Source organism: Glaciimonas sp. GNP009 (assembly GCF_054343755.1).
On the sequence record NZ_JBTGUV010000004.1, the window covers coordinates 3,590,096 to 3,612,865 of the forward strand.

Sequence of the window (22,770 nt, forward strand, 5' to 3'; positions counted from 1 at the left end):
CTAAAACGCACGTTTGATATAAAAAAAATTACTTGGCAGCCCAGGCAGTGAAACGTTGTTCCAGCTCTTCACCGTGGTCGGTCCAGAACGACAAATTGAGTTGCAGCGCATCCTTGGCATTGGCCGCAGATGTCGGCAGGTTCGCCAGTGTTTTGGCATCCAGCATCTTCAGCGCATTATTGTTAACCGGACCGTAGGCAATGTTGCTAGCGTAATTTTTTTGCGATTCAGGGGTGCTGGCAAATGCGATGAATTTCTCTGCCTGCTCCTTGTTCGGCGTTCCCTTTGGAATGACCCAGAAGTCGAGCGTGTAAATACTGCCGAGCCAGCTCACCTTCAGGTTTTTGCCTTCGCGTTGCGCCGCGTCGATACGGCCATTGAACGCGGTCGACATCACGACATCGCCGGCCACCAGGAATTGCGGCGGTTGTGCGCCTGCTTCCCACCACTGGATGTTCGGCTTCAATTCATCGAGTTTCTTGAAGGCACGATCGACACCGGCTTTGGTGCTCAGCACCTTGTAGACATCCTTCGGGGCCACGCCATCGGCCATCAATGCGAATTCCAGCGTGTACTCGGCGCCCTTCTTCATGGCACGTTTGCCAGGGAATTTTTTGACGTTCCAGAAATCGGCCCAATCCTTCGGTGCCACTTTCAGTTTGTCGGCATCGTAAGCCAGCACGGTTGACCAAACGAAGGCGCCCATGCCACATTCATTAATTGCCGAGGGCAGGAAATCGGCTTTGTTACCGAGTTTTTTCACGTCGATTTTTTCCAGCAAGCCTTCTTCGCAAGCGCGTCCAATATCTCCAGCATCCACTTCCACGACATCCCAGCTGACTTTTTTGGCTTCGACCATGGCTTTGATTTTGGCCAGTTCGCCATTGAATTCCACCACGGTAATCTTGTCGCCGGTGGCCTTGGAAAACGGTTCGATGTAAGCAATTTTTTGCGCAGCACCGTTGGCGCCGCCGAAATTGACAATCGTCAGGTTAGCCGCGTGGGTCATGCCGACTGCTGCCACAGACAAAACTATACTGGTCAGAACAGGTTTGAATAACAATTTCATCACGTCTCCTAATGGGTGCAAATGTGGAAGTACAGATAATTAAGTGCTTACTATTGCCAAATGAAAGGTGTCTCAAAAAACCGCCGCCTCAGCTGACGCTGACCTTGCCCAAGGAGTACGGCAACGTGCTATCCGGTTTCTTGCAACGCGGGGATCGGCGCAGTTGTCGAATCCCTCGGCAGGTTTTTTAGAGATGCCTCAAATGAAAATACGCAAATGGTCGGGATTTATGTCCAGTACCACCTGAGTTCCTTCATGTAAACCTGCCAAGGCCGGATCGTTCAATGTCAGTTTGACAAAACAGTCCGCCTGTTGCGGGATTGCGCAGCGCACGCGCACGTGATCGCCGAAATAAATCAGGCTGGTGACATTGGCGCGCAGCGCACTCGGATGGGCACTATCGGATGGCAGTAGGCGTATGCGCTCTGGTCGTATGCAGGCGACTACCGCCTCATTAGCTCTGGCCTGGTTGGCATTGACGCCGGTCAGTTGTGCGCCGTTAGGCAAGCGCACCGTGCAGCGCTCTCCTTCGGTCGAAGCGATGACGCCGTTGAAGCGATTGTTATCGCCAATGAAACCGGCGACGAATTGATTTTCGGGATATTCGTATAAACGATCGACCACCGCCAGTTGCTGGATGATGCCCTGATCGAACACCGCGACCCGGTCCGACATTGTTAAGGCTTCGCTTTGATCGTGCGTCACATACACGAAGGTGACGCCGAGGCTTTTATGCAGCGCCTTCAGTTCGAGTTGCATGTGCTCGCGCAACTGTTTATCGAGGGCACCCAATGGTTCATCCATCAGCACCAGTTTCGGATCAAATACCAGTGCCCGTCCCAATGCAACGCGCTGTTGCTGACCACCTGACAACTGGGCTGGATAGCGGTCGCCGAACTTGCCCATCTGGACCATGTCGAGCGCCTTCTTTACCTTGTCAGCGCGTTCGCTACCGTTTATGTTGCGCACCCGCAGCGGATAGGCGACGTTTTGCGCTACCGTCATATGCGGAAACAGCGCGTAATTCTGAAACACCATGCCGATATTGCGCTTGTGTGGCGGTACTTTGTTGAGCAGTTGACCGTCAAGACGAATCTCGCCGCCCGTCGGAAACTCAAATCCGGCCAGCATCATCAAACAAGTTGTCTTACCGGAGCCGGACGGCCCGAGCAAGGTCAAAAATTCACCACGCTTGATATCCAGATTGAGATTCTTGACTACCAGACTTTCGCCGTCATAGGTTTTCTTGACACCCGAAAACTGCACCAGCGTATCCACACCGTTACGTGCGATATCGGCCAGATGGGGGGATAAATTTCCTTGTTTCAACTTGTACTCCTGCCAAATATGGAATGCCAGCGGTTTTGCGCCGCTCCGTTAGTATCTATTTTGCGCACTTTCTAATGCATTTCGAATACTAAGGCTTTCGTGGACTTACAATATAGAGCCACTTTCAATTATTTAACGGAGCCACTTTGCGCATCGCCTCTCTCTCTGAATTTCTGCTGATACGTATTGAGCGTCTTTTGGATAGCACTTTGGTAAAGCCGCGCAATACGCCGAAATCCGGGCTCTCAAGCGGCTCCTCCACCTCAAGCGCCGGCGCGCCACTGAACCGACAGATTTATCAAGCCATCCGTGAAGCCATCCTTGCGCAGCTGTTGCCATCCGGTTTGCAATTGCCATCATCGCGCGATCTCGCGCGCGAATTGGCAATATCACGCAATACCGTGACTTACGCCTATGAACAATTGATTGCCGAAGGCTATCTGGAAACGCGTGCGGGCTCCGGCACTTTCATCGCCGACACCACGCCAAATCAGATTCCCGGTGGCCGCTTAAACAAACCGCCACTGACCGATCCCAGCGGTCAATCGGAGCTCTCCGCTCATGGCGCGCAATTGATTCAACAAGCGGGTGTCAGCGATTTGCAATGGGGCGCGTTCATGCCCGGCGTTCCGGACGTGACGTTGTTCCCGAACAAAATATGGAGCCGCCTGCAAAATAAGCACTGGCGGCGTTCGCGTGCCGATTTGCTAACCTACGGTGAAGCGGGCGGCTATATGCCACTGCGCGAAGCGATCGCCGAATACCTGCGTATAGCGCGCTCGGTCAACTGTCATGCTAATCAGGTCATCATTACTACCGGCATCCACCAGTCGCTGGATATTGTTGTCAAATTGCTGGGTGAACATGGCGATAGCGCCTGGGTCGAAGATCCTTGTTACTGGGGTACCCGTAGCGTGCTCAACTCGCTCGGGATCAAGCCGGTCGCCATTCCGGTAGATACCGAAGGTATGCGCATGCGGCTGGCCAACCTGCGCCAACCGCCGCGTTTTATCTGCACCACACCATCTCATCAATATCCGCTCGGGATGGTAATGAGCCTGTCGCGGCGGCGCGCCTTGCTGGAGTATGCGGCAAGCCGCAAAGTCTGGATTATCGAGGATGATTACGACAGCGAATTCCGCTACGGAAGCCGTCCATTGGCAGCCTTGCAGGGGATGGATACGCATGACCGGGTGCTGTACATGGGGACCTTTAGCAAAACCATGTTTCCCAGTATGCGGATCGGCTTTATGGTGGTGCCAGAGTCACTGGCGGGCGCATTTGCCACCGGCGTGTCCGAACTGTATCGCGGCAGTCAGGTGTTTATGCAAGCGATCATGGCAGACTTCATGACCGAGGGACATTTTACCTCTCACATCCGGCGCATGCGGATGCTGTATGCGGAGCGCCTGCAACTGCTACAGGATGCGATCGCACACCATTTCGGCGATCGCATCACGCTGACCGGCGGCGAGGCCGGTTTGCATCTGGCGATGGGCCTGCCGCCGCAATGTGACGACCTGGCCATCAGTCGCGTAGCGCGTGAGGCCGGTATCGTCGCCCGTCCTTTATCACGATATTATATGGACCCGGCCTTCTCGCAAAAAGGCTTGTTACTGGGCTACGCTTGCGTGCCGAGCGAACAGATACGACCTGCTTTCGATAAGCTGGCCACGATTATCAAGGCACACTGGAAGTGAACTCCGGCACGATACTGACGTATTTCTTCTCCTACAAGCGATCATGCGCTAGCAGTGCCCAAATCGTTTGCGTGATTTTTTTAATCAGCGCCAAACTGTTCTCTAATATGCGGTGCAGACTGGCGTGTCAGATGCCTAATTGCGCATCTAACTCTTTCAATACGGCCGCCAGCATTAGCCGGCGTTTCACAATCTTCAGACGAAAAAACCTCTACATTCCTTACGGGCTTTAGAGGGGTTTTTAATTGGCACTTAAAACCCAATACTTAGCCAGGCAGGCGCATCACGAAGGTGACAGCGCAAAAGACCAAGGTGGAATGGGCACAGTTTCTGCACGACATTGCTCAGCAGAGCCATCAGGCACCACGCATCACATTAGTCACGGACAACATCAACACCCACACGTAAGATGCATTGTACGAAGTATTTGAACCACAGCGGGTCAAGGCGCTGTGGGACCGCTTCGAGATCGGAGACCGTACAAAGCGGACGGTCAACGATGTAAGTTATCCGGCTCGGCGTAGTCGGGCCGGGGTTGAGGCGCCGAATAGTACATTCCCCAGCCGCAATTGTTGTTCACTCTTGAACCGTGTAGGTGGTCTCTTTGAACAATGCATTAATACGGTGGGCGGGAGTTTTTACATTCTCCTCGTAGCAACTCGCTGTGATCACAGCCATCAAGTCCAGATTGGGCACGACCTGTACCGCTGGATTCCGGCCTCCATAAATCCTCAAGTCGGTTCGCTGTTCCATTGCTCCCAAGTCCCAGAAACGGCGTAAAATACCTAAAGGCAATAAAATTGCTATGTTCATCTGTTGAGTGGCCCCATGTGATGGTGTCTTGTTTTTGAGAACCTCCACCGCATCCCCTCTTCAGCGATATTTTTTATTGGGGGCAGGTATGGAGTTCATTCCATTTGAAGTCGTCACGATCTCTGAAGCAAAAGCGGTCCTTGATATAGCTAGCGTAGCGGCTAAAGAAGAGCATTGGGAGACTGCGCGTAGGTTGGAGATTCCAGCCGACTTGAAGTTGAACGAGACAACTTATCAGTGGGTATTGACGCTTCCCGTTGAGGTTTGGCCTCTTTGGTTAATGAAATATTTCCCCCGTATTGCGAACCAATTTGCCAATACATGGACAAAACAATTAATCTGCGAAACTTTATTTATCCAACTTCTGATGGATCAAAGAGGTCATCGCAAAGGATTTCCGGTGGACGTATCCCGAGAAATTATGGCCTTAAAATCACACTTCGAAACATTAGCTTTCACGCCATTAAGCGAGCAATCTTTTAAAGGTTGACGCCGCGCAAACGCGGGATGCCTATACCCTCTAAAATATCTATCTGATTCGTCAATATGTGGAATCACATAAATCCAAGTTGCCTTTTGGAATGTGGGTTGCGAAGCATTCCTATGGCAAAGAACGTGATAATGTTTGGTGGCTTACATTTTAAGCAAACAGCTAAAAAAATGCTTACTCTCAAGTTTGATGAATCAGCAAATTATTCATTGCTTGAGGATGTTCGGCGCTGCTTGACCGTGCTGTCGGGTTTGATGAATGCGAACAAAATAAGACCAACAAACAGCTGATAAAAAGACAGGTGATACGATATGGAGCGAAATGAATTTGTAGAAATGATTGCCAAAGAAGGATTCGCAGAGGGCGTAATTGTAGAGAGGGAATCCAATGGATTTCTCGAAGCCCACGTGCATTCCTTTGAAGCAAAAGCACTCATCCTTGCAGGCGAATTGCGCATGCGGGTCGGAGAAGTAGAACAAGTCTATACACCTGGAAGTGTGTTTCACTTGTTAGCAAACGTATCCCATTCGGAGTTCTACGGTCCCGAAGGCCTTCAGTACCTGGTCGGCAGGAAAGAAGAGGCTAGCGAGTCGTAGAAATGTTATTTTGGGTAAATCGGCTAAGACTGGGCGATTTCGGCGTCACATGATGCGTTTACCGTTGACGACAACGCCTTGCGGCCCAAAGGTCGATTCCAGCGACAATTGCTTGCCATCGTCCTTGATATAACCTTGGTCGACATACATCTTCAACTGGTTTTCCTTCATCTGCCGTTGTGCAGATGCTGCGGCATTTTTTTGTTCGAATGCGTTCAGGAACACATCGCGCGCGAGCGTCAGCGAACCTTTGCCGGAAATTTTTTCCTTCAGCAGCACCATCACGTTGTCACCCATCAGCGCGTCCGGCGTCAAGCCTTTACCATCCATATTTATTTCAAAGGTGCCGGCTACTTCGCCGTTAGGAGTCTTCAGACTGAGGCGGTCGATGCGGAAGCTGGGGGAGCTGGCGACCAGTTCGCCGGCATGCTGCATCAGCATGGTCATCTGTGCCTTTTTCTGGGCTAGCTTGGCATCGGTGCTGTCGTTGCCCGCTGCTGGCGCTGCGACTGCAGCAACGTCGGCACCGGCGACTGGCGGGGCTTTCGCAGCCGCTTCGTAAAACGCCTTGGAAGCAGCCTGAATTTTCAGTAGCCCATCCTTGTTCAGGTTGAGATAGGAAAAATCGAAATGGATGTCGTCGGCAACAACGCCGTTGGCATCGCCGAAGATGCTCTTGTCTATCCTGGTCTGGTAAACTAGATCGAAATTGTTGCCGTGGTCTTTCAGGTCGGTCTCCATGACCAGGTTTTGTAGTTTCAGGACGGCGTTACCGTTTCTGGTAGCTTCGATACTATCTAGTTTGATGTGCCCGTCTTGTTGCCAGGTGTCAGTGGCGCTCTTCTCGTCCTTGTAGGTACCGCTCAGGTTGAGATTGCTCAGACTGACGTTGATCTGGCTACCAGCAGCAGTGGCGCTGAGGGATGGTAGATTGAGATCGTATTTTTGCGTTTCGCCGCTTTTCCCATGGAAGTTCAAGTTAAGGTTTTTACCAACGATATGCAGGCCTTCCTGGCTCTTCCAATCGATTTCCGGTGCTGCAACGCTGGTCGACAGGCCGCCGAAGAATAGCTTGTCGGTGCTGGCATTGAGCTTGATCGGTAATGGTGTTTCCACTCCTTTGTCGTCTACCAGCGCGATCGTGTGCGTGATCTTGGCCCAACGGTAAAACGGAATGGCGAATTGATTGACCTTGTGAGTTACCGTCAGGCGGACCGGCGGCACTAGCATCGAAATCGTGTATTCAGTCTTGGCTGTCGACGAGAACCAGCCGCGCTGGAACGAGGCCAGCTTGGTGCTGATCGGCAAGGAACTACTGCCCGATGTGTCCTGGCCAATTTTGCTAAATTCCGCTTTGGCGCGCATGCCGACTATGCCAGGAACCACGGCAACCCACGCAAGTACGACGACGCCGACGGCGATGGCTATTTGAGAACGCTTCATGTTTTCTTTTTTTGAAAGAATAAAAGTTTATAATAACTTAAGTATTGCATTGGGTAAATGTTTTGGTGTTTTGCAGCGCGTACAGCGCCTAGGATAGCCTTGCTGGCCCAATGCGCCAACGAATTTGTATTCGGGGCAAAGCCAACATTGTAGGACCTGTACGCGAAGGTAACTGTTCAGTTCTCGCGTAATGTTGTGCCCGCGACACACGGCGGCTTAGATGGAATACGCGATAAAAATGCAGTAGAGTCCGATTTAGCTCGGCCCGAGCAACTCGAAACCTATGGCGAGCCGAAGTCGGATGCCGCCGACCTAGCTACAGCTTATGCGCATGGTTTAGTGCTCAACCATGGGTATAGCGACGGAAGCAAACGCACGGCTTGGGTTGTTGTGCGGGTTTTTCTTGCTGACAATGGCATCAAACTACTGTTTTCCGCAATCGAGGCGATTCGTGCGATGGAACAAACCGCAGCTGGCTCGCTCAGCGAGCAAGATCTGGCACAGTGGTTTCGGCAGCGTATTGTTGAATAATTTCGGAGTGCCTAAGCAAATCCTTCGCTCGTATTTGTGTGTGCCTAGCCAGCATCTTCCAATACCTGTGACCTGATACAAGTGCGACCTGCTCGATCCGATACCCTTGCTCAAATAGACGTGAAATTCCCTCATGACGTAAATCATGGAATCTTAGGTCAACAATTTTCTGAGCTAGTGCGGCCAAAAGGTTTAACGGCCTGCATTTCTCGTTTGTAACGATCAATTAGCTTTGAAACGGTAAAGGCGGACAAAGTACGACCGTCCTTAAATCGGAGGTATCCATCTCATGTTCGATCTTGCGCGTCCATTCTTGCGCCATTGCTTTGGTCGGGAGCGACTTGCTGATAGCGCCCTGAGCCGGGCGCGGAGGGAATAACTTTGCAATGGCGTGACGCAGTTTGATGCACCTGGAGCCTGTTATTGTGATGAGCAAAACTGCATATTACTAAATGTAGTTACAAATATTACTTAGTTTGAGTAGTGTTCGTAGCTGCAATAAATAAATGGAAATAACATTCGACGTTATCAAAGATGTTGTAAATGTAGGCCCCAACGCGTGGAGCCTTTGTTCATGCGAACAGCAGGTTTACTTGACCAGCTTACGGCGCCCCGCCACGGCCAAGCCAACTAGGCCCATGCCCAACAAGGCCAGCGAAGCAGGTTCCGGAACCACATTTGCATTCGTCGACAGGAAGTTGGCCGAAACGTATCGGTTGGAAGCGCCATTCAAGGAGGTGACGAACGTATCTTGCCCATTACTCCAAGCACCCTGCAGGTAGGAAATGTCGGAACTAGTATTGATACCGTTCACCTGATACAGCCAGTTCGCCTGGGAAACACCAACGCCCATCCGATACAGCTGACCAGCGGTGAGTGAAACCGTGTTGCTCAAGTTTGTGTAAATGAAATCGCCGATCACGTTGCCACCTACCGGAACTACCGCTGACGCAAGCAAGGTACCCGTATCGTTCCACAGGGAGACCGTTGTCGGTGCCGTCAGGCCATTGACGTCATAAGTACCAAGCGCGGTTACATTCAGATTTTGGCTTGCGGAAAACTGAAAGCCAATCGTCCAGTTGCCGCCAAAATAGCCTGAGCTGCTCTGCCAAGAATTGATGGCGGGTATCACGCTAGCGTGCGACGAACCTACAAATCCCAACATCAGTCCAATAGCGGCCAGTAGCAGTTTCTTTTTGATTGTGTTCATAATTTTTCCTCTGGATTGGGCAGTGAGTGCTGTTTATAAAGCAATTCTTATGCCATAATATAAAACAGGAAAAATACTATACAAATCAGATGCTTAGCCGACTTACTCAGGATCGACAGGAAGCCACATGTAAAGAATTCCGACAATCAAACACTACAAGTAGTTAATACCTTTGCATCGATAGTTCCCGCCGAAATACGAACAAAATAGAAGTGCCACTTTGATGGTTAATTGTAAGGAGTGGCGACAATGGTTCGAATCATCCGGTTTCGGCTCACCATAGATCCCATAATTGTTTTGCTGCTTTTAAAACGGAACCTAAATAAGTTAGATCAATGCCAATAGTGACACCCCTAGCGCCCGGGCGATCAGAAGTAGCCGTGCTGCGCATCTTGATAAAGTCGACCAGCCTGTTTGTCGTCAGATCGGGCAAGAGGACGTCACCGAGCGCTATATTGAGCGATCCCAATACCGCGGCTTTATTTTTGCCGAAGGGTTTTTTTGCCCCAATCTCTATAGTATAACGGTCGATAAGAGTGCCTATGTCATCTCTGCTATGATACGTCCGTCCTGAAACTTCAATGAGCGCATGTCGGATTCGACCTTAGATGCCCATTCTTGGGCACGCGCTTTAGTATCGAACATGTCGCTTACAGCAGGAAAGCCTTGCTTGCGCACCCGAGCGCGCCAGCGCTTACCGATCTTTTGTATAGTTGCCATTAATATGAATTGTTGTCCAATTTGTGTCCAATGACAGATGTTAAACCATTAAATAACGTGAATTTCCGTGAGCTCTAAAATAGTTATCAATCCCTTGGAAACCCTTGCCACGCTTGATAAAGCGCCGAAATACGGGGGGCGTAAAATATCTGTTGCGCCCATGATGGACTGGACCGATAGACACTGTCGCGTATTCCACCGTCAAATCACGCGTCATACCTGGCTTTATACGGAAATGGTGACAACGGGAGCGTTGTTGCACGGCGATGTGCCGCGTCATCTTGATTTCAACGACGAAGAGCATCCGGTTGCCTTGCAGTTAGGTGGAAGCGATCCGGCTGATTTGGCGAAAAGTGCCAAACTGGGTGAGCAATGGGGTTACGATGAGATCAACTTAAACTGCGGTTGCCCCTCTGAACGCGTACAAAAGGGTGCTTTTGGCGCTTGTTTGATGGCTGAAGCGGATCTTGTCGCTGACGGGGTGAAGGCAATGCGTGATGTCGTTGATATCGACGTAACGGTCAAGCACCGAATTGGGATTGATCAAATTGAGTCGTACGATTTTGTCCGTGATTTTGTAGGCACGATAGCGGAGGCGGGTTGTCAAACGTTTATTGTCCATGCGCGCAACGCTATTTTAAAGGGCTTGAGTCCGAAGGAAAATCGTGAGATTCCTCCGCTGAAATATGACTTTGCTTACCAGTTAAAACGCGATTTTCCGCATCTTGAAATTATCATCAATGGTGCAATCAAAACCACCGCTGAAATCGACCTTCACCTGGCACACGTGGATGGCGTTATGTTGGGACGCGAGGCGTATCACAATCCCTATTTGATGGCGGATTTCGACGCACGTTACTACGATGATGAAAAAGTAACTCCGAAGTCCCGTGCTGAAGTCGTGGAAACGATGATGCCTTACATTCGTCGTCAGCTTGAGTTATATGGTCGCGATGGTAGTGGCCTGCGTTTAAACAGTATTACGCGTCATATGTTGGGTTTAATGGCTGGTTTGCCGGGCGCGCGAGGATTTCGGCAAGTGTTGTCAGACTCGAAAAAGCTGGCGACAGGTGATCCTGCGCTATTGTTAGAGGCTTTGAAACGTATGCAATTAGTGGCTGCGTGAGTTCAGCTATTAACTCCGCAAAGAGTTATCAATTTTGAAATTAAATGTCGTTTTTCGCTTCTCAGAAAATGTTGGTATTGCTAATGAAGGTTTTGTCTATTCTTCGCAAACCGTGTTTTTAGCGTGCTATAAAGCCTGCTATAACGCACTATTTTTTCCGATTTCGAAGCGTGATTGTCAGTAAGCGCTTATTCGCTAAGCGTCCTTGACGGATAAATCTATTAAAATAGCGACCTACCATTAGGTTATATCCGTTCAATACAGGCCTATTTCAGGGCAATAACATGTCAATTGCACCAACAGAAGAAATCATTGCCGAATTGCGCGCTGGTCGCATGGTGATTTTAATCGATGAAGAAGATAGAGAAAATGAGGGCGATTTAGTTCTTGCTGCGGATTTTGTGACGCCTGAAGCTATTAATTTCATGGCGAGATACGCGCGTGGTTTAATTTGCCTGACGCTGACAGAGGAACGTTGCGCCCAACTAGACTTAGGAATGATGACCAGTCGAAACGGTACGGCTTACGGAACCAATTTCACTGTCTCAATCGAAGCCGCAGAAGGTGTGACCACCGGTATCTCCGCAGCAGATCGGGCGCGCACGATTCAGGTCGCGGTTGCAAAAAATGCCAAGGCTAGCGATATTGTTCAGCCTGGACATATTTTTCCAGTTAAGGCAAAGAAAGGCGGCGTTTTAATGCGGGCCGGCCACACTGAGGCGGGGTGCGATCTGACTCATATGGCGGGATTGACGCCAGCTTCAGTCATCTGTGAAATTCTTAAAGACGACGGTAGTATGGCGCGCTTACCAGACCTGTTGGTGTTTGCCAGTGAACATAATCTTAAGGTTGGTACAATTGCCGATCTGATTCATTACCGCAGCCATCATGAGAGTGTGATTGAACGTCTGGCTGAGCGCACCACGCATACTGCACAAGGAACGTTCAAGACAATTGCTTATCGCGACACGCCTAGCGGTGGCGCGCATTTGGCCTTGTTGCATGGTACGCCAACCCCCGATGTAGAGACGTTGGTTCGGGTCCATCAACCGGTTTCAATACTCGATTTGCTGGAAACTCAGGCGACCAATCATTCCTGGAATATGACATCGGCATTAGAAGCGATTGCATCTTCACCTTGTGGTGTTGTGGTTCTCTTGAATTGCGAACAATCGTCGGAGCAGATATTTGCGAAGTTTGCAGCGTTAGCCGATTGTGCCGATGGCAATGTTTCCTTGCCACGCCTCGATTTGCGGACTTACGGAATTGGCGCGCAGATTTTAAAAGATCTTGGAGTAGGCAAAATGAAGCTTTTAGCCAGCCCGAGAAAAATGCCATCGATGGTCGGGTTTGAGCTTCAAGTTACTGGCTACCAAAATAAGCCGAATAGCTAAAAGATGCGATGGTAAGTAATTGCATTGCTTTAAGGAATTTCGGAAATTTAGCTTTCGCTTTGTACTTTTGCTTGGTGGAGAGCGTTCGACGCAACTTATAAGCGTTCCACCTAGATTTTTGATATTAGTTGTCTTTATTTGTTGTGTTCATTTGTTAACGTATCAACGCGCAGTGCGCATAAAGGAAAAACCATGACAGTCGGAACTTACGAACCTAATCTGGATGGCGTCGGTCTGCGGATCGGTATTGTGCAGGCGCGTTTTAATGAGGATGTTTGCCACGGGTTGCTATCGGCTTGTCTAGGTGAATTGAAACATCTGGGTGTTGTGGATGAAGACGTTTTACACGTCAGCGTCCCGGGTGCATTGGAGATCCCACTGGCGTTACAAAAGTTAGCTGAAACTGCACAATTTGATGCATTGGTGGCAATCGGCGCAGTGATTCGTGGCGAGACCTATCATTTCGAACTGGTTTCAAATGAAGCAGGTGCCGGAATTAGCCGTGTTGGTCTTGAGTTTGGTATTCCTATAGCAAACGCTGTATTGACGACTGAAAATGACGAGCAAGCCGAAGTCAGGATGGCAGAAAAGGGTATCGATGCCGCGCGCGTAGCCGTCGAAATGGCTAATTTGTCGATCGCGCTGGAAGAGTTGGCGGAATCGACCAGCGATGAGGACTAAGGTCTGATATTTAATCGATAACAGATAGCTGTGACGGTCTGAGCATGAATCGGCGCAAAAAATGCGCTGCTTCTATATTGCGTCAAAGAGATCGTTATTGCGTGTGCCAAAAGGATTTTATAGAAGTAATCAATGCAAATAAACCAATAAAAAAAGCAATAAAAATAAATAAGTAATAAGTTGCGCAATAGTCGTGCGTATTTAAATGGATTACCGCTAGCCGTGAGGCTGGAATATAAGTCGGAAAATTTATGACCAACAAATCTCAAGAACATCCTAAGCACGCCAACCCAAGCAAAAGCCGTACACCGCGTCATCGAGCGCGTGAGTTCGCTTTGCAGGGACTTTACCAATGGCTGCTCAATAATGAAGATGTGTATGCCATTCAGGCGAACATCCGTGAAGCGCACGGGTTCGATAAAGCCGATGCCGAGCATTTTAATTCGGTGTTGTACGGTGCGATTAAGGATGTGGCCACTTTACGTGGCGAACTAGCACCATTGATCGATCGAAAAATTAGCGAACTCTCGCCGGTAGAACACGCAGTACTGTTAATCGGTGCGTTTGAGTTACAGAATCACCTTGAGATTCCTTACAAAGTTGTGATCAACGAGGCGGTAGAGTTGACTAAGTCTTTTGGCGGTATCGACGGTCATAAATATGTCAACGGCGTTTTGGACAAATTTGCGGCTAAGGCCAGAGAAGCGGAAGTCAATGCTGGTCGCCGTTCTTAATTATTTTTCGATTAAACGATAAGCCGAATGCTTAAGTCAAGCCGACGCAGGTAGTTGATAGAGGGCATAGGCATCGTCGTTTAATGGTGCACGCTGTGATGCCTGTTAGTTGCGCTCCTTTACCTCTTTCAGTCCTTTTTAACGGATATGACGCGCAGCTGATGCTGCCGACTTCCATTCATTGGAGTAGTTCAGAATTACTCGCTATCGTAGCGCTTCGTAACCGCTTCGTAACCGCTTTGTAAGCGCATCGTATTGCGCTTCCTCCTCTAGTTAATTGCAAAGACGTTTTAATGAACCTCTCCAACCTCGCTTCAAGGCTAGATAACATAGCGCCATTTCATGTCATGGAGTTGGCAAAAATGGCGGTGGCGCTCGAACACCAGGGTCGCGACATTATTCATATGGGTATCGGTGAACCGGACTTCACGGCACCGCCAATGGTCGTTGAGGCCGCTACCGCAGCGATGCAAGCCGGCAAGATGCAATACACTTCCGCCACCGGATTGCCAGCCTTACGAGAAGCTATTTCCAAGCATTACGCCCAAGTCTATGGATTGGATATTGCGCCATCGCGCATTGTGGTGACTGCGGGCGCGTCGGCAGCATTGCTGTTGGCTTGCGCCGCATTGGTGGAAAAGGGCACCGAGGTTTTGATGCCCGATCCGTCGTATCCTTGCAATCGGCATTTTGTGGCGGCGTTTGAAGGTTCGGCAAAAATGATTCCAAGCGGTCCGGCTGAACGCTTTCAGCTCTCCGACGCGGCCGTGCAATCGCATTGGAGTGAGGCGACCCGTGGGGTATTGTTGGCTTCACCGTCTAATCCCACTGGCACTTCCATCCTCGCTTCAGAACTTGCGAAGATCGTTGCAACGGTGCGTAGTCACAATGGTTTTACCATCGTGGATGAAATCTATCAGGGCCTTACCTACGATGCTGCTCCATTTTCTGCGCTATCGTTAGGCGACGATATTATTGTAATCAATAGCTTTTCCAAATATTTCAATATGACCGGCTGGCGACTGGGCTGGCTCGTTTTGCCAGAGACACTTGTGCCGCATATTGAGAAACTGGCACAGAATTTATTTATATGCGCTTCTTCGATTGCGCAACACGCGGCCATTGCCTGCTTCGAACCAGCGTCAATTGCAATTTATGAGGCGCGTAAGGCCGAGTTTAAAGAGCGTCGCAATTATCTCGTCCCGGCATTGATCGCGCTAGGATTCAAGGTCCCTGTAACACCAGATGGCGCATTTTACGTGTATGCCGATTGCAGTGACCTGAGTGATGACGCCGACCGGTTGACAAAAGAGATTCTTAACGAGGTCGGAGTCGGAGTCGTTTCTGGTCTGGATTTTGGTCCTTTCACTGCGAGTAACTATATCCGACTGTCGTACGCAACTTCGATGGACAATTTGCGAGAAGCAGTGCGGCGCTTGGCAGTATTTTTCGGGAAATAACAGGGAAAGAACTTACGCAAAATCGCCCAGCAGTGTTGCGCTTTTCTAGCCAACTACGCGGCCTGATACTGACATGCTGTATTCTTCGCAGGCTCGGCAGGTTCGTAGTCTAGTTGGAATAATTTTGTGTAAGCCTGTTATTTGATCTGTTCTTTATGCTGCTGTACTTAAAGCAGCATCCTCTTGTAACTAAAGGAGCTTTTCATGGAATTCGTTTTTTCACCGCAGCAAGCGGTCGTGCCGGTTGAGGGCAGTGGTGAATTATTTCCGGTTCATCGGATTTATTGTGTCGGGCGTAATTATGCAGAGCACGCAAAAGAAATGGGCGATAGCGGACGCGAAGCACCATTCTTTTTTATGAAGCCGGCGGATGCGGTATTGCCTGTAGCGCAGGGAAGCGTCGGCGAGATGGCCTATCCAACGATGACTAAAGATCTGCATCATGAAATTGAATTGGTCGTCGCGCTCGCCAGCGGTGGAAAAAATATTTCTGCTGCCGAAGCGGTGAAACACATTTATGGTTACGCCGTCGGTCTGGATATGACGCGCCGTGATTTACAGGCTGAAGCTAAAAAGCTTGGTCGGCCTTGGTGTACTAGCAAAGGGTTTGATCAGTCAGCGCCGATTTCAGCCATTCGTCCGATTAGCGTTACCGGCCCGATTGAGCGTGGTCCAATCCAACTTAACGTCAATGGTCAGCTACGTCAGCAAGGCGATATCAATCAGCTAATCTGGAGCATCGCAGAAACGATAGAACAACTTTCCAACTTCTATGAACTGCATGCGGGCGATCTGATTTTTACCGGCACGCCAGCGGGAGTCGCAGCCGTTGTCAAAGGTGATCTGCTGGAAGGCAGCGTTGAGGGTGTCGGTGATTTACGTTTGCGCCTTGTATAGTTATTAAGGCATTCACGATGCCAGCTTGGCGCCAGCGGACTTAGCGCAACCTAAGTGAGCGCATTTGAAGTTTGCGCATCATCTAATCAGGTCATAAATAAGGAGACCATGCGCCTTGCGAGTGAATGGTTGAGTTGGCATCATTTTTGATAGCAAGGCAATAGACCAAACAAGTCATATTGTTCATCGTTACTTCCATCAAACCGCGCCAGATAAGCGTTTTATAATGTGCTCCGGTAGAGCGTTAAGCTGCCCGTTTGAATCATAAGCCACGATATTAGTGCTTCTTTGCGCAACGATATGCATCACCAGTTCATAGGAAAATGGATGAAACTCTATAGTTATTTTCGCAGCTCTGCCGCCTATCGGGTGCGCATCGCGTTAAATTTGAAAGAGTTGCCTTGTGATATCGTTCCTGTGCATTTGGTGAAGCATGGTGGAGAGCAGTTAAGCCCGATGTATCGTCAACTGAATCCAAGCGGCCAAGTGCCAACAATGGTCGATGAAGATGCGTCAGAGGGGCGCGCAGTGCTTACCCAGTCGTTGGCGATTATTGAATACCTGGATGAAATGTATCCTCACGTGGCGTTATTGCCCCCAACACCGCTGGATCGCGCTTTTGTGCGTAGTATTGCCCTGATGATCGCATGCGATATTCATCCGGTTAATAATCTGCGTGTTTTACGGTATTTGGTGCGCGACTTGAAAGTTGAAGAGGAAGCCAAAAATACCTGGTATCGTCATTGGTGTGAGTTGGGTTTGACAGCGCTTGAAACGACGCTCGCCGCGGACGCACGCGTGGGCAAGTTTTGCTTTGGTGATACGCCGACTTTGGCCGATTGCTGTCTGGTTCCGCAATTGTTTAACGCACAACGGCAGAAGTGTGATTTGTCGGCCTTTCCGACATTGCTACGCATTAATGATAACTGCCGCCAACTTGACGCTTTCGTTATGGCTGCACCAGAAAATCAGATAGACGCTGAAATCTGAGTTTTGGCCATTCATTACGTATTAATTACGTATTCATTATGCATCCATGATGAAGTGCATGTTCAGCACAACACCGAGGCGCCGCATCATTGTTACCAGCTGACTGCTATAACGCCTTCTTATTTCGCCTCATTGGTACATGGCGATAGCATTGCTTCGTCGACTTTCGGCTCACCGTTGATCCTGCTGTCTTTATCTACTGCGCATCCATCGGCCTGAGAGTCACGTTTCTACAGAATTTATTGGAGTATTCGTATGTTTGGCCTGTTTGAAAAACTGATATACCCCTATCCTGAAACAGTCATTGCACCTCCACCACGCGGATTTGTCGCGTTTATCTGGGCATGCACTAAAGGCCTGCGTCGTTACATTATTGCAATGACCTTGCTGACAGCAACGATTGGTGCATTTGAGGCCGTATTGTTTGCGATGATGGGGAAAATTGTTGATTGGCTCAGCCATGTTCAACCCTCGCTTTTGTGGACGCAGGAACGGAATAATTTAATATTGCTTGGCATCGTGCTGATCGCTAGTATTGTCGTCGTAGCTTTCCAGACGCTGTTTAAACAGCAGGCCTTGGCAGGTAACTTTCCGATGATGCTGCGATGGAATTTTCACCGTCTGATGCTCAATCAAAGCATGGAATTTTATCAGGATGAGTTCGCCGGACGTGTCGCTGCCAAGGTCATGCAATCTGCGTTAGCCGTACGTGATATTTGTATGATTTTGGGGGATATCCTCGTATTTGTGCTGATCTACTTCGTCACGTTGGTTGCGGTCGTGGGCAATTTTAATCTGTGGATGTTGTTACCGTTTCTTGGTTGGGTTGTGCTTTACGGATTCGCTTTGCGCTATTTTGTGCCGCGCCTCAGTCGCGTAGCGCAATCGCAAGCCGATGCACGGTCGCTGATGACCGGGCGCATTACGGACGCTTATACCAACATTGCGACGGTAAAATTGTTTTCACATGCCGGTCGCGAGGCTGGCTATGCGCGTTCCGCGATGCAGGAATTTTTACAAACAGTGCACCGCCAGATGCGACTGGTGAGCGGCTTTGAGATCGTCAACCACATCCTTAGCATGTTGTTGATTATCAGTACCGCAGGGATGGTTCTGTGGCTCTGGACGCAAGGACAGGTTGGAATCGGTGCGGTCGCAGCCGCCACCGCCATGGCGTTGCGTCTGAGCGGTATCTCACATTGGGTTATGTGGGAAATGGCATCCTTATTTGAACAAGTTGGTACGGTTCAGGACGGTATCAATACGCTATCGCGCTCGCATACGATTAATGATCTTCCCGATGCAAAGGCGTTAATCGTTACGCAGGGTGAAGTGCGGTTTGAAGATGTTGATTTTTCATACGGCGGCCCTCGTCCGGTGATTCAAAATCTGTCGTTGCGTATTTTACCCGGGGAGAAAATCGGTTTGGTGGGACGTTCTGGTTCAGGCAAATCGACCATCGTCAATCTACTATTGCGGTTTTATGATGTCGAGCAAGGGCGCGTACTCATCGACGGTACCGATATTCATCATGTTACGCAGGACAGCTTGCGAGCGCAGGTTGGTATGGTGACTCAGGACACGTCTTTGTTGCATCGTTCTGTGCGCGATAACATTCTCTATGGGCGTCCTGACGCAACCGATGTGGATATGATCGCCGCCGCTAAACGCGCGGAGGCGCATGATTTTATACTGAACCTAATGGATGCTAAGGGTCGTATTGGTTACGATGCGCATGTTGGAGAGCGTGGTGTTAAATTGTCGGGCGGTCAACGGCAGAGAATTGCGATCGCTCGCGTGATGTTGAAAGACGCACCGATTTTGTTGCTCGACGAAGCTACAAGTGCACTCGATTCTGAAGTCGAGGCCGCCATTCAAGCGAGTTTGTACCGATTGATGGAAGGTAAAACCGTGGTCGCCATTGCGCATCGCCTATCAACCATCGCAGCGATGGATCGCCTGATTGTATTGGATAAAGGGCGGATTGTAGAACAGGGAAGCCATCGTGAATTACTTGCTAGTGGGGGACTTTATGCGCGGTTGTGGGCACATCAAAGTGGCGGATTTTTGGGGGAAGAGGCAGAGGATGAATCTGTGGCGGAAGCGGCTTAATAGTTAGCTTATGCGTGTATTTAAGGTACGTAATTAAGTCGTATAAATAGGGCTATTAACCCATGTAGGTAACTTATGTGCGTAACCGATGACTATTTACTTTGAAATCTCAAAGTGTGTCGGTGTTTTATAACGTGCTTACCGATGGCGCAATAAGTGAACTTAAGAGGATTAAACCGAATTTTTCGGCATCATATGTTCTGTCGAACAATTTTTTATAAGGTACATAAAATCTTGAAAGTGACTTCTTCAAGGTTTGTTTGCAGGTTTAAGTAATCTATCTAAATCCCTCAGCACAATTCTTCAGTACGTACTTTTAACAGTATGAAATGACGACTTTTTCGGTCACAAATTTAGCGTCCCCTGCTTCCTTCAATATCTACATAATAGGTTTTTTGTGGGCCGCAAAACCCCTGTATTTTCTGCGTATTGTTGCGTGCCGCTGATCATCATGAGCATTGTTTTTTTCCGCTTGTCCTACAAAGTAAACAGCGCCTGTCCTATGTCAGGTAGGTACGTCGGTTGTTAGACTTATTCCATCGCATTAGTGCTTTCCCATGCTTTGCCTCGAAAATTTTTTAACGTTACTTGAGGTGATATCTGAACTGCGCTCAGTTATTTTAAAAATCGAGTAAGACCTGCTCACGCAGCTGTCCACATCGCCTTGTTAACTGTCTCTGATGAAAGAGCTCAATCATGCGCAATAATTCTTTAGAAAACATCGAGCAAGACATGCAAAGTTTGGTGCGCGAAGCACTTAAGACTCTACGGGAAGCTTCGTTCGAGACAGGTGAAAAAGCGACTAATCTGATCAATAAAGGGATTGGTTTACTTGATGATACCTTGGCTAAAGCCCAGCAAGTGCAAAGCGCTGCCATAGATGGTGGGCGGGCGGCGATTACTTCAACAGACGAATATGTTCATGAAAATCCATGGCGTGTAATCGCGATTTCTTTAGCGGTTGGGGTACTTGCAGGCGTCTGTGTGTCACGTAAATAGAAAAGGCTAAGTGCGTTAAATCCGTTTGCCGATAGTTGCAATTTGCGTTTAATGTATTTGGTTCTTGTCCCATTACACTACGACCAATGACAACCACATTCCAATCTAAAGCTATCGTTAGTTAGTCGACTATTTAAAGAAAGTAGGATGGTTATGAATGCCGAAAATAACAAAGCTAGTAGCAAGCCTCGCGTGACTACCGCAACGCCTATTGACACGGCGGCGATCAGAGCGGCTGCGCAAAAGTTGGATGATGGCGCGGTAACATCCGGCTATCAAGGTAATCGTGAAGAAGTCATCGCTTTGTTGAACAGTGCTCTCGCGACAGAGTTGGTGTGCGTAATGCGATACAAGCGGCATTACTTTACGGCAAGCGGACTTGAAAATAGCGCTATCAAAGCGGAGTTTTTAGCGCACGCCGGAGAGGAAGAGCAACACGCCGATATGCTTGCAGAACGGATAGTGCAACTGAACGGTAAACCAGATTTTAATCCTGTCGGGATTGCTGAGCGGAGTCATGCCGAATATGACGATTCAAGCGACATAAAGAGCATGATCAAAGCAAATTTAATTGCAGAACGGATTGCGATCGAAACCTACCGCCAAATGATTGAGCGTATTGGTGACACTGATCCAACAACACGCCACATGTTAGTAAATATTATGGCGGTTGAAGAAGAGCATGCCGATGACATGCGCGATTTACTTGGCTAGTTGAATTCGCTATAGCGGCCTCAATCGCATTGCAAATCACCGGGTGATATAGCATTGACACCAGCAAGAAGTATTCACTGATGGTTGACGATCACCACTAATCAGCACCACTCACTGCAGGAGATGACGATGAATTGGGACATTATTGAGGGTAACTGGAAGCAGCTGAAAGGCAACATTAAACAGCAATGGGGCAAATTGACAGATGACCATATCGATATGATTGCGGGTAAACGCGATGATCTTTCGGGAAAAATCCAAGAGGCTTATGGGGTTAATAAAGATGAAGCTGAAAAGCAAATAAAAGCATTTGAAGAGAACCATAAAGACTATCGTCCCTAACTGGTTCAGGTTTCGCGTTGATCTGTTGATGATGAAAGCAACCCAGCTCTTGCACTGGCGTGATAGTTAGAAGCTAGATTAAAGACGCATTGTGAGGGATGCGGCATGCGTAGTTTTGTACGACCTTGTAGTTTTATATATTACTTTTAGGAGAATTCTATGACATCAATCACCAAACGTTTCACTGGTTTCTTTTTCGCGCTACTCATGTTGTCTCTGGCAGGTTGCGCAGCGACAGCTACGCATGAAGGCACTGGTGGTTACGTCGACGATGCGGTGATTACGACCAAAGTGAAGGCGGCAATTTTCAATGAGCCAACATTGAAGTCGGCTGAAATTAATGTGGAAACCTATAAGGGCATAGTGCAGTTGAGTGGTTTTGTGGCCCAGCGTCAGGATGCGGCGACCGCGGCAAATGTAACAGCTGGCGTTAAGGGTGTTCAGTCTGTGAAAAACGACATTCGTCTGCGTTAAAAATTCAGCTAAATCAAGCTAGCCAAATCAAGCAGAGCTAAAACAACGCTGAATGGTTTGGTCGCGCCGGGATCTTCGATAGAAGACTCCCGGACTTTTTGCAATTGGGAAGAACAGATATGACTTAAAAATACTTATAGGATTTACATTTATTTTAGGTCAATTAACACAAAATGGTGTAAAACTGATAAGGCGAAAGAATCTGCTTGATCATGGATTAAAATAAATAACTTTTTAAAAGTAATTATCAACCTGTGAACAGTTGTCGTGATCGGGGTTTTAAAAAATGTTGAAACTATGATAAAAATTTTAGTGGTTGACGACCATGCTGTCGTGCGCGCAGGCGTCCATTACTTTATTGCCGATGTGCCCAATATGGAAATAGGAGGCGAGGCGGCCAGCGCGGAGGAGGCCATCCGGATGGTGCGCGCACATGAGTGGGATATTGTCCTGCTGGACATTGCGATGCCCGACAAAAGCGGGGTTGAAGTTTTGAAGCAGATCAAACGTGAGAAGCCAAAACTTCCAGTCTTAATACTCAGCATGCATCCCGAAAGCCGTTATGCGGTGCAAGTACTTCGTAGTGGCGCAAATGGTTATGTGCAGAAAGAGGCCCTTGCCACGGAATTGGTCAAAGCGATTAATACAATTCTGGATGGGCATAAATACATTAGTTATGGCGTCGCGGAGCTATTAACCGCTGATCCTGATACAGATGATCAGAAGCCGTTACACGAGTTATTGTCTGAGCGTGAATATGAGATTTTTTACAAGCTAAGCCTAGGCGAGGGAGTAACAAAAATCGCCGACGAGCTATGTCTTAGTGTGAAGACTGTGAGTACTTATCGTACCCGTGTTTTACAAAAGATGAGCATGACTAACAATGCTGACATTATTTATTATGCAATTAAGAATAATTTGATCGATTGATAAGATTGATCGATGC

General features: G+C 48.7%; 23 protein-coding genes and 1 pseudogene. 17 read left to right on the forward strand and 7 right to left on the reverse strand.

Annotation, left to right across the window (positions count from 1 at the left end; translation table 11 throughout):
• Window positions 1-28 precede the first annotated feature (28 nt).
• Both ACXX82_RS16610 and ACXX82_RS16615 read right to left on the reverse strand, forming a co-directional pair.
• Window positions 29-1,009, reverse strand: coding sequence for an ABC transporter substrate-binding protein (locus ACXX82_RS16610; protein ID WP_458564012.1), 981 nt, complete (start codon window positions 1,007-1,009; stop codon window positions 29-31).
• A gap of 258 nt (window positions 1,010-1,267) precedes the next feature.
• Complete coding sequence (locus tag ACXX82_RS16615; RefSeq protein WP_322236696.1) at window positions 1,268-2,398, reverse strand: ABC transporter ATP-binding protein; 1,131 nt, start codon at window positions 2,396-2,398, stop codon at window positions 1,268-1,270.
• Between the two features lie 209 nt (window positions 2,399-2,607).
• Between ACXX82_RS16615 and pdxR the strand changes: the two genes are divergently transcribed.
• The gene (pdxR, locus tag ACXX82_RS16620) at window positions 2,608-4,098 is read left to right on the forward strand and encodes a MocR-like pyridoxine biosynthesis transcription factor PdxR (RefSeq protein ID WP_416186868.1); all 1,491 of its coding nucleotides are present in this window, start codon (window positions 2,608-2,610) and stop codon (window positions 4,096-4,098) included.
• A gap of 576 nt (window positions 4,099-4,674) precedes the next feature.
• Here the strand turns inward: pdxR and ACXX82_RS16625 are convergent.
• Window positions 4,675-4,959 carry a hypothetical protein gene (locus tag ACXX82_RS16625; RefSeq protein WP_458563280.1) on the reverse strand — a complete coding sequence of 95 codons (285 nt, stop codon included), beginning with the start codon at window positions 4,957-4,959 and terminating at the stop codon, window positions 4,675-4,677.
• A 40-nt stretch (window positions 4,960-4,999) separates the two neighbouring features.
• Here ACXX82_RS16625 and ACXX82_RS16630 point away from each other — a divergent pair, with 40 nt between their 5' ends.
• Both ACXX82_RS16630 and ACXX82_RS16635 read left to right on the forward strand, forming a co-directional pair.
• On the forward strand, window positions 5,000-5,401 hold the full coding sequence (locus ACXX82_RS16630; protein WP_323518936.1) for a hypothetical protein: 402 nt from the start codon (window positions 5,000-5,002) through the stop codon (window positions 5,399-5,401).
• Window positions 5,402-5,712: 311 nt separating this feature from the next.
• Window positions 5,713-5,997: a cupin domain-containing protein gene (locus ACXX82_RS16635; RefSeq protein ID WP_322236702.1), complete on the forward strand. Its 285-nt coding sequence runs from the start codon at window positions 5,713-5,715 to the stop codon at window positions 5,995-5,997.
• A gap of 45 nt (window positions 5,998-6,042) precedes the next feature.
• Here the strand turns inward: ACXX82_RS16635 and ACXX82_RS16640 are convergent, their stop codons facing one another.
• On the reverse strand, window positions 6,043-7,440 hold the full coding sequence (locus tag ACXX82_RS16640; protein WP_458563281.1) for a DUF945 family protein: 1,398 nt from the start codon (window positions 7,438-7,440) through the stop codon (window positions 6,043-6,045).
• 195 nt (window positions 7,441-7,635) lie between these two features.
• Between ACXX82_RS16640 and ACXX82_RS16645 the strand changes: the two genes are divergently transcribed.
• On the forward strand, window positions 7,636-7,971 hold the full coding sequence (locus ACXX82_RS16645) for a type II toxin-antitoxin system death-on-curing family toxin (RefSeq protein ID WP_458563282.1): 336 nt from the start codon (window positions 7,636-7,638) through the stop codon (window positions 7,969-7,971).
• Here ACXX82_RS16645 and ACXX82_RS16650 read toward each other — a convergent pair.
• From ACXX82_RS16650 to ACXX82_RS16660, 3 genes and pseudogenes are all read right to left on the reverse strand, one after another.
• Window positions 7,922-8,137 (reverse strand): annotated as a pseudogene (locus ACXX82_RS16650) (hypothetical protein); the annotation flags it as partial. The gene ACXX82_RS16645 and the pseudogene ACXX82_RS16650 overlap by 50 nt on opposite strands.
• A 423-nt stretch (window positions 8,138-8,560) precedes the next feature.
• Window positions 8,561-9,181: a DUF4082 domain-containing protein gene (locus tag ACXX82_RS16655; protein ID WP_458563283.1), complete on the reverse strand. Its 621-nt coding sequence runs from the start codon at window positions 9,179-9,181 to the stop codon at window positions 8,561-8,563.
• A 540-nt stretch (window positions 9,182-9,721) separates the two neighbouring features.
• Window positions 9,722-9,901 (reverse strand): hypothetical protein, encoded by a 180-nt coding sequence (locus ACXX82_RS16660; RefSeq protein WP_322236710.1) that lies wholly within the window; start codon window positions 9,899-9,901, stop codon window positions 9,722-9,724.
• A gap of 94 nt (window positions 9,902-9,995) precedes the next feature.
• Here ACXX82_RS16660 and dusA point away from each other — a divergent pair, with 94 nt between their 5' ends.
• The 13 genes from dusA (at window position 9,996) to ACXX82_RS16725 (ending at window position 22,754) form a co-directional block, all read left to right on the forward strand.
• Entirely contained in the window at window positions 9,996-11,027 is a 1,032-nt protein-coding gene (gene dusA, locus ACXX82_RS16665; RefSeq protein ID WP_323506865.1) for a tRNA dihydrouridine(20/20a) synthase DusA, read from the forward strand.
• A gap of 284 nt (window positions 11,028-11,311) precedes the next feature.
• Window positions 11,312-12,421 (forward strand): bifunctional 3,4-dihydroxy-2-butanone-4-phosphate synthase/GTP cyclohydrolase II, encoded by a 1,110-nt coding sequence (gene ribBA, locus ACXX82_RS16670; RefSeq protein ID WP_458563284.1) that lies wholly within the window; start codon window positions 11,312-11,314, stop codon window positions 12,419-12,421.
• A 192-nt stretch (window positions 12,422-12,613) separates the two neighbouring features.
• The gene (ribH, locus tag ACXX82_RS16675) at window positions 12,614-13,102 is read left to right on the forward strand and encodes a 6,7-dimethyl-8-ribityllumazine synthase (RefSeq protein ID WP_322236810.1); all 489 of its coding nucleotides are present in this window, start codon (window positions 12,614-12,616) and stop codon (window positions 13,100-13,102) included.
• 251 nt (window positions 13,103-13,353) lie between these two features.
• The gene (gene nusB, locus ACXX82_RS16680; protein ID WP_458563285.1) at window positions 13,354-13,836 is read left to right on the forward strand and encodes a transcription antitermination factor NusB; all 483 of its coding nucleotides are present in this window, start codon (window positions 13,354-13,356) and stop codon (window positions 13,834-13,836) included.
• A 293-nt stretch (window positions 13,837-14,129) separates the two neighbouring features.
• On the forward strand, window positions 14,130-15,296 hold the full coding sequence (locus tag ACXX82_RS16685; protein ID WP_323506834.1) for a pyridoxal phosphate-dependent aminotransferase: 1,167 nt from the start codon (window positions 14,130-14,132) through the stop codon (window positions 15,294-15,296).
• A 204-nt stretch (window positions 15,297-15,500) separates the two neighbouring features.
• A complete protein-coding gene (locus ACXX82_RS16690; protein WP_322236816.1) occupies window positions 15,501-16,193 on the forward strand; it encodes a fumarylacetoacetate hydrolase family protein in 693 nt (230 codons plus the stop codon).
• Between the two features lie 327 nt (window positions 16,194-16,520).
• Window positions 16,521-17,183, forward strand: coding sequence for a maleylacetoacetate isomerase (gene maiA / locus ACXX82_RS16695; RefSeq protein WP_458563286.1), 663 nt, complete (start codon window positions 16,521-16,523; stop codon window positions 17,181-17,183).
• Window positions 17,184-17,438: 255 nt separating this feature from the next.
• Complete coding sequence (locus ACXX82_RS16700) at window positions 17,439-19,295, forward strand: ABC transporter ATP-binding protein (protein WP_322236820.1); 1,857 nt, start codon at window positions 17,439-17,441, stop codon at window positions 19,293-19,295.
• Between the two features lie 696 nt (window positions 19,296-19,991).
• Window positions 19,992-20,294 (forward strand): ElaB/YgaM/YqjD family protein, encoded by a 303-nt coding sequence (locus tag ACXX82_RS16705; protein WP_322236822.1) that lies wholly within the window; start codon window positions 19,992-19,994, stop codon window positions 20,292-20,294.
• A 153-nt stretch (window positions 20,295-20,447) separates the two neighbouring features.
• Complete coding sequence (locus tag ACXX82_RS16710; protein WP_322236824.1) at window positions 20,448-21,008, forward strand: ferritin-like domain-containing protein; 561 nt, start codon at window positions 20,448-20,450, stop codon at window positions 21,006-21,008.
• Between the two features lie 129 nt (window positions 21,009-21,137).
• A complete protein-coding gene (locus tag ACXX82_RS16715; protein WP_323506837.1) occupies window positions 21,138-21,350 on the forward strand; it encodes a CsbD family protein in 213 nt (70 codons plus the stop codon).
• A 159-nt stretch (window positions 21,351-21,509) separates the two neighbouring features.
• Complete coding sequence (locus tag ACXX82_RS16720; RefSeq protein ID WP_458563287.1) at window positions 21,510-21,824, forward strand: BON domain-containing protein; 315 nt, start codon at window positions 21,510-21,512, stop codon at window positions 21,822-21,824.
• Between the two features lie 297 nt (window positions 21,825-22,121).
• Window positions 22,122-22,754, forward strand: coding sequence for a response regulator (locus tag ACXX82_RS16725; RefSeq protein WP_322236830.1), 633 nt, complete (start codon window positions 22,122-22,124; stop codon window positions 22,752-22,754).
• The last annotated feature ends 16 nt before the right edge of the window (window positions 22,755-22,770 follow it).